This window comes from Streptomyces sp. NPDC002788, assembly GCF_053592115.1.
Genome location: NZ_JBSFVB010000014.1, coordinates 32,370 through 44,927, shown reverse-complemented (window position 1 = coordinate 44,927; position 12,558 = coordinate 32,370). Strand labels below are relative to the sequence as shown.

Annotated in this window: 9 protein-coding genes and 2 pseudogenes; 8 read left to right on the top strand and 3 right to left on the bottom strand. The window is 70.8% G+C overall.

Annotation, left to right across the window (positions count from 1 at the left end):
• Positions 1-10: 10 nt before the first annotated feature.
• Entirely contained in the window at positions 11-811 is an 801-nt protein-coding gene (locus ACWD1U_RS25070) for a 3-hydroxybutyrate dehydrogenase (RefSeq protein ID WP_451110693.1), read from the top strand.
• A 73-nt stretch (positions 812-884) separates the two neighbouring features.
• Positions 885-2,852: a helix-turn-helix domain-containing protein gene (locus ACWD1U_RS25065; protein WP_451110691.1), complete on the top strand. Its 1,968-nt coding sequence runs from the start codon at positions 885-887 to the stop codon at positions 2,850-2,852.
• A gap of 41 nt (positions 2,853-2,893) precedes the next feature.
• Here the strand turns inward: ACWD1U_RS25065 and ACWD1U_RS25060 are convergent, their stop codons facing one another.
• Positions 2,894-4,285, bottom strand: coding sequence for an MFS transporter (locus ACWD1U_RS25060; RefSeq protein WP_451110690.1), 1,392 nt, complete (start codon positions 4,283-4,285; stop codon positions 2,894-2,896).
• A 255-nt stretch (positions 4,286-4,540) separates the two neighbouring features.
• Between ACWD1U_RS25060 and ACWD1U_RS25055 the strand changes: the two are divergent.
• A pseudogene (locus ACWD1U_RS25055) lies at positions 4,541-5,089 on the top strand (helix-turn-helix domain-containing protein); the annotation flags it as partial.
• Between the two features lie 192 nt (positions 5,090-5,281).
• Here ACWD1U_RS25055 and aztA read toward each other — a convergent pair.
• On the bottom strand, positions 5,282-6,022 hold the full coding sequence (gene aztA / locus ACWD1U_RS25050) for a zinc ABC transporter ATP-binding protein AztA (protein WP_451110688.1): 741 nt from the start codon (positions 6,020-6,022) through the stop codon (positions 5,282-5,284).
• Between the two features lie 15 nt (positions 6,023-6,037).
• Here aztA and aztB point away from each other — a divergent pair, with 15 nt between their 5' ends.
• From aztB to aztD, 4 genes are all read left to right on the top strand, one after another.
• Positions 6,038-6,895 carry a zinc ABC transporter permease AztB gene (gene aztB, locus ACWD1U_RS25045; protein ID WP_451110686.1) on the top strand — a complete coding sequence of 286 codons (858 nt, stop codon included), beginning with the start codon at positions 6,038-6,040 and terminating at the stop codon, positions 6,893-6,895.
• 21 nt (positions 6,896-6,916) lie between these two features.
• Complete coding sequence (locus ACWD1U_RS25040) at positions 6,917-8,158, top strand: hypothetical protein (protein WP_451110684.1); 1,242 nt, start codon at positions 6,917-6,919, stop codon at positions 8,156-8,158.
• Entirely contained in the window at positions 8,155-9,114 is a 960-nt protein-coding gene (aztC, locus tag ACWD1U_RS25035) for a zinc ABC transporter substrate-binding protein AztC (protein WP_451110682.1), read from the top strand. Before ACWD1U_RS25040 ends, aztC begins: the two co-directional genes overlap by 4 nt.
• A gap of 90 nt (positions 9,115-9,204) precedes the next feature.
• Complete coding sequence (gene aztD, locus ACWD1U_RS25030; protein ID WP_451110680.1) at positions 9,205-10,404, top strand: zinc metallochaperone AztD; 1,200 nt, start codon at positions 9,205-9,207, stop codon at positions 10,402-10,404.
• 681 nt (positions 10,405-11,085) lie between these two features.
• On the opposite strand, the gene ACWD1U_RS25025 is transcribed toward aztD, so the two are convergent.
• Complete coding sequence (locus ACWD1U_RS25025; protein ID WP_451110678.1) at positions 11,086-12,051, bottom strand: glycoside hydrolase family 6 protein; 966 nt, start codon at positions 12,049-12,051, stop codon at positions 11,086-11,088.
• Between the two features lie 114 nt (positions 12,052-12,165).
• Between ACWD1U_RS25025 and ACWD1U_RS25020 the strand changes: the two are divergent.
• Positions 12,166-12,444 (top strand): annotated as a pseudogene (locus tag ACWD1U_RS25020) (substrate-binding domain-containing protein); the annotation flags it as partial.
• Between the last annotated feature and the right edge of the window lie 114 nt (positions 12,445-12,558).

Genomic DNA, 12,558 nt, shown 5'->3' with positions numbered 1-12,558 from the left:
GGGTCGAGGCATGACCGTGCCCCGTGCCCTTCCGGTTCCCCACGCCTCCCCGCCCGACATGGGCGGACGCACCGCGCTCGTCACCGGCGCCGCCGGCGGCATCGGCCGTGCCTGCGCGCTGCGGCTCGCGGCCGCCGGGGCCAAGGTGAGAGCCGTCGACCGGGACGCCGCGGGCCTGGGGGAGCTCGCCGAGCAGGGCCGCGACCTCGCGGGCACCGTCGAACCGCACGTCCTCGACCTCACCGACCTGGACGCCGCCGAACTCGCCGCCGCGGGCACCGATGTCCTCGTCAACAACGCCGGGCTCCAACTCGTGCGCCCCATCGAGGACTTCCCGCCCGACGTCTTCCACACGGTGCTCACCGTGATGCTGGAGGCACCGTTCCGGCTCATCCGCGGTGCCCTGCCCCACATGTACGGGCAGGGGTGGGGCCGCATCGTGAACGTGTCGTCCGTCCACGGATTGCGCGCCTCGGCCTACAAGTCGGCCTATGTGGCCGCCAAACACGGGCTGGAGGGGCTGTCCAAGACCACCGCTCTCGAAGGCGCCCCCCACGGTGTCACCTCGAACTGTGTGAACCCCGCCTATGTGCGCACCCCACTGGTCGAGCAGCAGCTCGCCGACCAGGCGCGGGCGCACGGAATACCCGAGGAGCGCGTGCTGTCCGAGGTGCTGCTGCAGGACAGTGCCGTCAAGCGGCTGATCGAGCCGGAGGAGGTCGCCGAGGCCGTGGCGTATCTGTGCGGTCCGCAGACGTCCTTCGTGACGGGTACCTCGCTCGTGCTCGACGGCGGCTGGACCGCCCACTGAGGGCCAAAACCCGTCGCCCGGAAGTTGTCCACAGGGCTGACGGGACGGCCTGGTCATGGTGAATCCTGTGGGCATGTCCAGCGATCACGTGCAGCCGGCCCAGAGCCCCGCCGGCACCGCCGCAGTGCCGCCGGCCCGTGCCGAGGCACCTGGGGAGCGGGCCGAGACGCCGTTCCTCGAACTCCTGGCCCGGGGCGCCTCCGCCGACGCCTACGAGCAGCCCGAGCTGCTCGCGCGCGCGGAGGGCCGCCCCGCGGAGTGGATCGCCGCGCTGGGGCACGCCAAGCCGCTCGCCCTGCGCGTGCGCGCGGAGCTGGAGGGACGACGCCGGCGCGAGGCCGAGCTGTCCGCACTGTTCGAGACCGCCCACGACCTCGCCGGGCTGCGCGACCTGGACGCCGTACTCCAGGCGATCGTGCAGCGCGCCCGGTCGCTGCTGGGCACGGACGTCGCCTACCTCAGCCTGAACGACCCGGAGCGGGGCGACACCTACATGCGGGTCACCGAGGGCTCGGTCGCGGCCCGGTTCCAGCAGCTGCGGCTCGGCATGGGCGAAGGCCTCGGCGGGCTGGTCGCACAGACCGCGCGCCCCTACGTCACCGACGACTACCTCAAGGACGACCGCTTCCAGCACACCCTCACCATCGACGCGGGCGTGCGGGACGAGGGGCTCGTGGCCATCCTCGGCGTGCCGCTGACGCTCGGGCACCACGTCATCGGCGTGCTGTTCGCCGCGGACCGGCGCGCCCGGGTCTTCGAGCGGGAACAGATCGCCCTGCTCGGCTCCTTCGCCGCCCTGGCCGCGGCCGCCATCGACACCGCCAACCTGCTCGCCGAGACGCGGTCCGCCCTCGCCGGCCTGGAGCGGGCCAACGAGATCATCCGCGACCGCAGCGGCGTCATCGAACGAGCCTCCGACGTGCACGACCGGCTCGCCGAACTCGTGCTGCGCGGCGGCGGAGTGGACGACGTGGCCGCCGCCGTCTCCGAGATCCTCGAGGGCACGGTCGAGTTCGCCGAGGCCGCCGCGGCGCCGGCCAAGGCCCTGGAGGCGTCCCGCGCGGAGGGCCACGCGGTGCGGGACGAGGAGGACTGGATCGCCGCCGTCGCCGCCGGCGGCGAACTGCTCGGCGCGCTCGTGCTGCGCGGCCACCCGGGGCTCGACCCCGTCGACCAGCGAACCCTGGAGCGTGCCGCCATGGTCACCTCCTTGCTGCTCCTGGCCCGCAGATCCGCCGCCGATGCCGAGCAGCGCGTGCGCGGCGAACTACTGGACGACCTGCTGGACGCCCGTGACCGCGGCCCGCGTCTGCTCCGGGAGCGCGCCGCCCGGCTCCACGCCGACCTCGACGCCGCGCACGTGGTGCTGGCAGCGCGCCTTGAGGACGCCGCGGCAGGCGCCGACCAGGAGGCGGACGCCCGCAGACGACTGGCCGCCGCGGCCTCCCACCTCGCCGCGACCCGGCACGGCCTCGCCGCCGCACGGGACGGCGGCACGGTCCTGCTGCTGCCCCTCGACCCCGGCGACACCGCCACCGGTCTTGCCCGCCGCGCCGCCCGCCAGCTGGGCTCGGCGGTCCACGCACCGGTCACCGTCGGCGCCTCCGCGCCCGCCGAGGACCTCGCCACCCACCCCGACGCCGTGGCCACCGCCTACGCGGAGGCCCGACGCTGCCTCGACGCCCTGAGGCTCCTCGGCCGCTCCGGGGGCGGGGCCGCCGCCGAGGACTTCGGCTTCCTCGGGCTGCTCCTGGCCGGCGACCGGGACATTCCGGGCTTCGTCGACCGCACCATCGGCCAGGTCGTCGCGTACGACCGCCGGCGCGGCACCGAACTGCTGCGCACCCTCGACGCGTACTTCGCCTGCGGCATGAGCCCCGCCCGCACCAAGGACGACCTGCACGTCCATGTGAACACCGTCGCCCAGCGCCTGGAGCGCGTCGGCCGCCTCCTCGGCGACGACTGGCAGAGCCCGGCCCGCGTCCTGGAGATCCAGCTCGCCCTGCGCCTGCACCGGTTGGCGGAACCGGAACGGCAGTGACCCCCGAACGCACGGACGTACGGGGGCCGGTTCAGGGCGCCTCAGACGGTCCGGGCGTCCTCCGCCTCGGCCGCAGTCCGGGCGGCGGAGGCATCGGAGGGAGGGGCGACATCGGCCAGGTCCCGGTGGCGGGTCTCCTTCGCCGCCGCCACCGCGACGACGGTGAGGACGGCGGCGGCGATGACGTACAGGGAGATCGGCGTGGAGCTGCCGTACTCCGACAGCAGCGCGGTGGCGATCAGGGGCGCGGGCGCCCCCGCCGCGACCGAGGCGAACTGGGCGCCGATGGACGCGCCGGAGTAACGCATCCGCGTCGCGAACATCTCGGAGAAGAACGCGGCCTGGGGCGCGTACATCGCTCCGTGCAGCACCAGACCCACCGTGACGGCGAGGAGCAGGCTGCCGAAACCGCCGGTGTCGATCAGTGAGAAGAACGGGAACATCCACAGCCCTACTCCGACCGCGCCCACCAGATACACCGGCCGTCGGCCGATCCGGTCCGAGAGCGCTCCCCACGCCGGGATGACCGCGAAGTGCACGGCCGAGGCGATCAGCACCGCGTTGAGGGCGGTCTGCTTGGAGACGCCGGCCGAGGTGGTGGCGTAGACGAGGATGAACGCGGTGATCACGTAGTAGCTGATGTTCTCCGCCATGCGCGCCCCCATCGCGACCAGCACGTCACGCCAGTGGTACCGCAGCACGGCGACGAGCGGCAGCTTCTCCGCCTCCGCGCTCCGCACCGCCTTGCGGGCCTCCGCCTGCGCCAACGCCTGCTTGAACACGGGCGATTCATCGACAGACAGACGAATCCACAAACCGACGATCACCAGCACACCGGAGAGCAGGAACGGGATCCGCCAGCCCCAGCTGCCGAAGGCGGCGTCCGACAGCACGGCGGTCAGCAGCGACAGCACGCCGGTGGCGAGCAACTGCCCCGCCGGGGCCCCGGTCTGCGGCCACGAGGCCCAGAAACCGCGCCGCCGCGCGTCGCCGTGCTCCGACACGAGCAGGACGGCTCCGCCCCATTCGCCGCCCAGCGCGAAACCCTGTACCAGGCGGAGCACGGTGAGCAGGACCGGCGCGGCCGTTCCCATGGTGGCGTGCGTCGGCAGCAGTCCGATCGCGAAGGTCGCCCCGCCCATCAGCAGCAGGCTCAGCACCAGCAGCTTCTTCCGCCCGAGCCGGTCACCGTAGTGCCCGAACACCAGCGCGCCCAGCGGCCGGGCGGCGAATCCGACGGCGTACGTGAGGAAGGACAGCAGCGTGCCCACGAGCGGGTCGGAGTCCGGGAAGAACAGCCGGTTGAACACCAGCGCGGCGGCGGAGCCGTAGAGGAAGAAGTCGTACCACTCGATGGTGGTGCCGATGAGGCTGGCGGCGACGATGCGCTTGAGGCTGGCGGGGGGTGGGGGAGCGGTTGCGGGGGAGGGCATCGGCACCACTTCCTGGCGGTTGGCGGGGACGTGTTCGTGTCGCCATACCGTAGGAACGTGCAGGTCAGAGGCGTATGTGGTGGGGCACCATAGTTCTGCGTACGGAGGTGCGTGTGACCACCATGACCGCGTCGCCGACGCCCCTACGAGAGCCCCGATCGAGCCCGCGAGAGCGCTGTCCGAGTTGCACCGTTCGGGCATGATTTGGAGGTGGGGTGCTGACTCCCGTGCTGGTTTGGTGCTGACCAAAAGCCCATGTTCCCGCACGTCGCCCTGGACCCGGATGTGCTCTTCGTCGACGACGACCCCCGTCCTGACCTCGGCCGGAGCCGCCTCCGGCGTCGATGTATGCCTGCATATCGTGCGCAAGGATCACGGCAGCCGACTCGCCAATACGGTCGCCGGCCGCTGCGTGGTGCCGCCGTTCCGCAACGGCGGTCAGGCGCAGGACATCGAACAGCCGGTCCCGCAGAGCGGGGCCGCCAGCACGGCCGCCACCCGCGCCTGGGCCCTCGAACGCCTCGATGAACCGCTGACGTCGGCCGACCCCGCCGCCCGTGCCCGGATGAGTCGGCGCACCTTCGTCCGACGCTTCAACGATGAGGTTGACCTCAGCCCCGGCCGCTGACTGATCCGGCAGCGCGTCGCCCGGGCCCGGGACCTGTTGGAGTCCAGCGACCTGTCGCTCGACCAGATCGCGGGCCGGTGGGCTTCGCCACGGGCGCCTCCCTGCGCCAGCATCTGCACGCGGCGATCGGGGTTTCACCCCAGACTTACCGGCGTACGTTTCAAGCGGCCCGTTAGTGCCTGCCGGGGACCACCGGTTCCCCGTACTTCGGGACCGACTCCATGCGGGACTGCGGGACAGCGCTGGAAGTTTGCGTCGGCTCTCCCGTCAGCCTGGACCCATCGACGTGCGAGAGCCCCCGAGCCGGGCCAAGCCTGCGGCGGCGGTACACGAGTGCCGTCTCCACGAGACAGGACTGGGCGGTCGCCTCACGCCGGTTGCCAGATGCGGGCGAGCGTTGATGCGGTGAGGAGTTGTTCGGGGCGCCCCTGTCCTGCCAGGCGGCCGTTATGGAGGAGGAGGCAGGCGTCCGCGGAGCGTGCGGCTTCGAGGTCGTGGGTGGCGTGGACGACGGTCACTCCGTCAGCGACCAGCTCGGTCAGCAGCGCGCTGATCCGCTGCCTCGCCTCGGGGTCGAGTCCCGTGGTCGGTTCGTCAAGGAGGAGCAGGTCCGATTCCTGGGCGAGTCCTTGGGCGATCAGGGCGCGTTGCCTCTGTCCGCCGGACAGCTCTCCGAGTTGGCGGGTGGCGAGGTCGCTGATACCGAGCCTCTCCATGGCCATGCCCACGGTCATGCGGTCCCGTCGGGTCAGTCTGCGCCACGGCCCGCGTTCGCCCCAGCGCCCCATCTCCACCGTCTGCCTGACCGTCAGCGGCAGTGCGTCCCCGACGGCGCCGCGCTGCGGGACGAACGCCGGTGGCCGGTCGCCGTGGTGGTGGAGTTCGCCTGAGGTGGGTTGGATCACACCGGCCAGGACTCCGAGCAGGGTCGACTTCCCGCTTCCGTTCGGGCCGACGAGCGCGGTGGTGGCCAACGCTGGTATCTCCGCGTCCAGTTGATGGAGGACGGGTCGGCCCGGGTAACCGGCGGAGAGCTCGGTGAAGCGGACGCGGGACGTTTCGCCCTCGGCTTGGGTGAAAGAGAGGGATTTCTTGAACATGATTTTCATTGTAATGTCCATCCCATGGAGTGGTTGACGGGTCCCTTCGAGGTGACCTTTGTGCAGCGGGCCTTGTGGGGCGGGATGCTGGTGTCGGTGATCTGCGCACTGGCCGGTACCTGGGTAGTGCTCAGGGGGATGGCCTTCCTGGGTGACGCCATGTCCCACGGGCTGCTGCCCGGAGTCGCGCTCGCCGCGCTGCTCGGTGGCAACCTGCTGGTCGGGGCGGTGCTGAGCGCGGTCGTCATGACCGCCGGTGTCACCGCCCTCGGCCGCACTCCGAGGCTGTCCCAGGACACCGGTATCGGCCTGCTCTTCGTGGGGATGCTGTCCCTCGGCGTCATCATCGTGTCGCGCTCGCAGTCCTTCGCGGTCGACCTGACCGGGTTCCTCTTCGGTGACGTCCTCGCCGTCCGTGAGCAGGACCTGGTGTTGCTGGGCGTGGCGCTGCTGCTGGCACTGGTCGTCTCGGTCCTCGGCCACCGGGCCTTCCTCGCCTTGGCCTTCGACCCGCGTAAGGCTCGAACGCTCGGCCTGCGCCCCCGCCTCGCTCACGCCGTGTTGCTCGGCCTGCTGGCGCTGGCCATCGTCGCCTCCTTCCACATCGTGGGGACGCTGCTGGTGCTGGGCCTGCTCATCGCTCCGCCGGCGGCCGCGTTGCCCTGGGCGCGCAGCGTGCGGGGCGTCATGGCCCTCGCGGCGCTGCTCGGCATCACCGCCACCTTCTGCGGTCTGCTGTTGTCCTGGCATCTGAGCACCGCGGCCGGCGCGACCGTCTCGGCCCTCGCGGTGGCCCAGTTCTTCCTCTCCCACCTGGCATCCGGTCTCCGCGACCACCGCCGTGCGCGCTTCGTCGGCGTGCACGCCGCGGCAACCGACTGAAAACAACCTGAGGCGATTCCCTTGCTCGTCCGAAGTAACGTCACTCTTTGGGTGCTTGCCGCGCTCCTGGCCGTGTCCCTGTTCACCACGGGCTGCGCCGGTCAGAACGACGCCGCGTCCGCTCCGAAGTCCAGCGCCTCGGCCTCCGCTCCGCACGGGTACGTCGAGGGGGCACAGGAGAAGGCGGAGCAGCAATCGCGGCTGCTGCTCAACGACCCGGCCACCGGAGACACCCGGGTACTCGACCTGATCACCGGCAAGGCGCAGGAGGTGTCCCGGAGGACGGGCACCAGCGGACTCACCACGGACGGTCGGTTCGGCTACTTCCACACCCCAGGCGGCACGCGCGTCCTCGACGGCGGCGCCTGGATGGTGGATCACGGCGACCACGTCCACTACTACCGCGCGGCCATACGTGACGTGGGCCGGCTGCCCGGAGGGCCCGGCGCTCGCGTCCGCAGCGACGCCGCCGTGACCACGGTGACCGACGAGGACGGCCGCGCCAGGATCTACCGTCGGGCCGAACTGGAGATGGGCAAGGTCGGCTCGCCCCGCACGCTTCCCGGCACACAGGCGGGCGTTGTCGTGCCGTACGCGGAGCACCTGCTCAGCCTCACCGACAAGGGGCAGGACGCCGCGCAGCTGGCGGTGTACGACCGCGAGGGCAAGCGCGTCGCGTCGCCGGACGCGGCGTGCGAGGACCCGCGGGGCGATGCCGTCACCCGGCGCGGAGTCGTCCTGGGCTGCGCCGACGGTGCCCTGCTCGTCCGTGAGATCGACGGCGCGTTCACAGCCCGGAAAATCCCCTACGGCGACGACGTACCCGACAAGGATCGCGCTACGGCCTTCCGGTACCGGCCCGGCAGCGACACGCTCACGGCTTCGGCCGGGGAGCGGGCCGTGTGGGTTCTGGACGTCACCGAGCGCACGTGGACACGGGTGAAGACCGGTCCCGTCATCGCGGCCAACACGGCGGGCGAGGGCTCTCCCTTGATCGTGCTCCAGTCCGACGGATCGCTGCACGGCTACGACATCTCCACCGGCGAGCAGCTTTCGAAGACAAAGCCGCTGGTGACGGGCGCGCCGGAGGCCGCCACCGACCAGAGCGCGGGACCGGTCATCGAGGTCGACCGCAGCCGCGCCTACCTCAACGACCCCCAAGGCAAACGCGTGTACGAGATCGACTACAACGACAACCTGCGCATCGCGCGCACCTTCGACCTGGACATCAAGCCGGTCCTGATGGTGGAGACCGGACGATGACGAGACAGACGCGGGGGTCGCGCCCGCTTCGAACCTTCCTGCCGGTCCTGCTCATCCTCGCCCCAGCCGGTGCCGGCGCCGCCTGTACGACCGGCGGCGACCAGCCCCGGGTGATCGTGACGACCAACATCCTGGGCGACATCACCCAGGAGATCGTCGGCGACGAGGCCGAAGTGACGGTGCTGATGAAGCCGAGCGCCGACCCGCATTCCTTCGGTCTGTCGGCCGTGCAGGCCGCTGAGTTGGAGCGGGCCGACCTGGTGATCTTCAACGGGTTGGGGCTGGAGGAGAACGTATTGCGGCACGTGGAGGCTGCCCGCGAGGCAGGGGTGACCACCTTCGAGGCCGGCAAGGCGGTGGACCCGCTCACTTTCCAGGCCCACGACGACGGCGGACCCGAGGAGGACGCCGGGCAGCCCGATCCGCACTTCTGGACCGACCCCGACCGCGTCCGCAAGGCCGCCGGCCTGATCGCCGACCAGGTGGTCGAGCACGTGGACGGCGTGGACGAGAAGACGGTCCGCGACAACGCCGACCGCTACGACGACCAACTCGCCGGCCTCGCCACCTGGATGGAGAGGTCCTTCGACCGCATACCGGAGAAGCGGCGCGCGTTGGTGACCAACCACCACGTCTTCGGCTACCTCGCCGAGCGCTTCGACTTCCGGGTGGTGGGCGCGGTCATCCCGAGCGGTACGACGCTGGCCTCGCCCAGCTCCTCCGACCTGCGCTCACTCACCCAGGCGATGCGGAAGGCGGGCGTACAGACCGTGTTCGCGGACTCCTCCCAGCCCAAGCGGCTGGCCGAGGTGCTGCGTACGGAGATGGGCGGACACGTGCGCGTCGTCGAGCTCTACTCCGAATCGCTGACCGAGAAGGACAAGGGCGCCGGCACCTACCTGCAGATGATGCGCGCCAACACCACCGCCATGACCGACGGCCTGACCGGCGCCTGACCAACACCCCTGACGACACAGGCCGACCGGCCGCTCAAGCACACCCGCACTCACTGCCCGCGCCCGCGCGGCACAGAAAGGAACACACCGGTGAACAAGCCGATACGCACCAGAGCCATCACGGGCACGGCCCTTGCCCTGGCGGCCTCCGCGGTCCTGACGGCCTGCGGAGGGGAGGACACGTCCTCGTCCGACACGGAGGCCAAGAGCGCACCGAGCACCAAGGCCGTAGCGGTCAAGGACCCGCTGGTCGCCACGTTCGACGGAGGACTGTACGTCCTGGACGGCGAGAGCCTGAAGCTGGCCGACACGATCGAGCTGCCCGGCTTCAACCGCCTCAACCCCGCCGGCGACGACTCCCACGTCATCGTCTCCACCGATGCCGGTTTCCGCGTCCTGAACGCCACCGAACAGACCTTCACCGGCATCGAGTACAAGGGCGCCAAGCCCGGACACGTCGTACGGCACGCCGACAAGACGGTCCTGTTCACCGACGGCACCGGCGAGGTCAACGTCTTCGACCCCGACGACCTCGACGGCGGCAAGAAGCCGCAAGGCCGCACCTACACCTCCGCCGAGCCGCACCACGGCGTCGCCATCGAACTGAGCAACGGCGAACTCCTCAGCACCCTCGGCACCGAGGAGAAGCGCACCGGCGCCCTCGTCCTGGACAAGAACAACAAGGAGATCAAGCGCAACGAGAAGTGCCCCGGCGTCCACGGCGAGGCCGCGGCCAAGGGCGAGGCCATCGGCATCGGCTGCGAGGACGGCATCCTGATCTACAAGGATGGCAAGTTCACCAAGGTCGATGCCCCCGACGACTACGGCCGCATCGGCAACCAGAGTGGCAGCGACGCGTCACCCATCCTCCTGGGCGACTACAAGACCGACCCGGAGGCCGAACTGGAGCGGCCGACCCGCATCTCCCTCATCAACACCGAGACCGGGAAACTGCGCCTCGTCGACCTGGGCACCAGCTACTCCTTCCGCTCACTCGGCCGCGGACCCAACGGCGAAGCACTCCTCCTGGGCACCAACGGCACCCTCCACGTCATCGACCCGGAAACGGGCAAGGTGGACAAGAAGATCCCCGTCGTGGACAAGTGGCAGGAGCCGCTGGACTGGCAGCAGCCCCGGCCCACCCTCTTCGTCCGCGACCACACCGCGTACGTCTCCGAACCGGGCAAGCGCCAACTGCACGCCATCGACATCGAATCGGGCAAGAAGATCACGTCCGTGACCCTGCCGAAGAGCACGAACGAACTGTCCGGCGTCGTCGCCGGCCACTGATCGTCCGACCTCGACGAGGCCGCTCCGCACCCCGGCCGACGGCCTATGACGGCCCGGGGTGTCGGCGTGTCCGGCCTCGCCGATGTTCGTTCGATGCGGGGTCGGCTGCGAGAGCCCGCCAGCCGGCGAAGCGGCCGTGGGGTGAGCGCCGGGACGGTGACCTGATGGAAGCCGCCTAACGCATCGCGCTGGGGGCGTTCCTGGCACGCAGGTCTGGCGCACCGGGGCGCGTCGAGCATGCGGCCGTCGTTGGGGTCCGGGGGCCGTACCCTTCGGGTCCTGGTCGGGCGTGCTTCGGTAAACCACTCGGCCTGCGGCCAGGGCGCGCAGGGCCATGTTCATGATGTTCCCGAAGTCCATGTGAGCCCGCTTCGCGGCCTCGCTGCGCGGGGCGACGTACAGCTCCATGGCCGGGATGGTGCCGTCGTGCGCGAGCGCGGCCTGAGCCGGCATCGCGGTGAGGGCCGCGGTGACGGTGGCCGCGAGGGTCGTAGCAGGGTGCCGTATGCATACGTGACGCATGACTGCTCCTGCTCGGTGCTGGACGCGGGAATGCCCACGGTCCGGCCGACTGCCGACCGCCTGTGCGCAAGAGGCGGGCGGCGGACTCGGCCGGGGTGTGGCGGGCGGTGCCGTGGCCCGGTCGTGGGGCAGGGCGTACCAGGCCACGGGAGTCCCGGATCAGTAGCCGTAGATCATCTTGTAGGCGACCTCGGGGAGGAACTGCCCGGCAGAGGAGCCGCCTCCGACGCCGCAGTTGCCGTCGGACTCGCCCGGAACCTTGATCCACAAGAGCATCTCGGCGCCTCCGCCCAGCTGGGTGGGGGTGCCGATGCGGCGGCCTGAGGGGTTGCACCACTGGCCGTTGGAGCCGTTGCCATTGCGGCTGGTGTCCACGACGAACGGCTTGGTGTAGCCGTAGCGGGAGCTCAGTTCACGGTTGAGGGCGTTGCCGTAGGCGGTGTTCTCGGCGGTGGTGATGTAGTTGGAGATGTTGAGCGAGAAGCCGTGGGCCTGTCGGAGGCCGGCTTCGTGGAGGCGCCGGGCCATGGTCGCCGCGTCGGCCCAGCGCGGATTGCCGGCGTCCAGGTAGACCCAGGTGTTGGGGGCCTGACGGCTGAACTGGGCGAGGGCGCCGGTGAGCATGCCCTCGCGTTCGTCGATCTGCGCCTGGGTCATGCAGCCGTAGTCCCCGAGGGAGTCCGGTTCGAGGATGACGACGGCAGGACGGTTGGCGATCCCGCCGGCGAACTGGGCGATCCAGTGGGCGTAGGCGGACGGCGAGGCGGCGCCTCCAGCGGAGTGCCCGCCGCAGTAGTCGCGGTTGTAGATGTTGTAGGCGACGAGGAGGGGGAGCTTGTCCATGCGGTCCGCCGCTCCCACGTACCCACCCGTGGCGGTGCCGATGGTGCCGCTCCAGGAGCCGAACCATCGGGCCATCGGGGTGCCGGCGATGGAGGCGTTGATGGCGGCGGCTCGGCCGTCGCCGGGGTTGGCGGTGGCCCACCTTTTCGCGCTGGAGTCGGGGTCCACGTAGAACCCACTGGTCATGGTGGTCGGGTCAGCGGCGTGGGCGGACGGTGCGGCGGCGAGCGCCAGCGGCAGAGCGAGGAGCGCTGTGGCCAAGGCGTGGAGTCTGCGGCGCATGATTGAACCTCGATTTCCTGGCAGGGGTACGTCGCACGCTCTGGTCCCGAGCGTGCCACCTGAGCGAGAGCGGTGTTACGACCTGATCTTGGGAGCGCTCCCTCTGGAAGCGGTCCCGACTTGAACGGGGTGTTCGCTGCCAACGACAACATGGCGGCGGGGGTGCTGCGCACGTTGCGCGCGGCCGGCCGGACGGTCCTCGCCGACGTCGCCGTGGTGGGCTTCGGCGACCTGACCGTCGTCCAGGTCGCGGATCCGCCACTCACCACCGTCCATCAGCCCATAACGGCTCTCGGACGGGAGATGGCGCGCATGCTCGTCACGCTCATCAACGGACACGACCCCACCCCGTTGATCCTGCCCACGCGCCTGGTCACCCGCTCAAGCGCCTGACGGGCCTGAACTGACGACCATGACGGTGAGGGACCGTCACGGCTGACTGCCGCTCCTCCGTCACGCCCTCAGGCGAGGGCATGTACTGACGCCCGGCAGCAGCCGGCCGCGGTT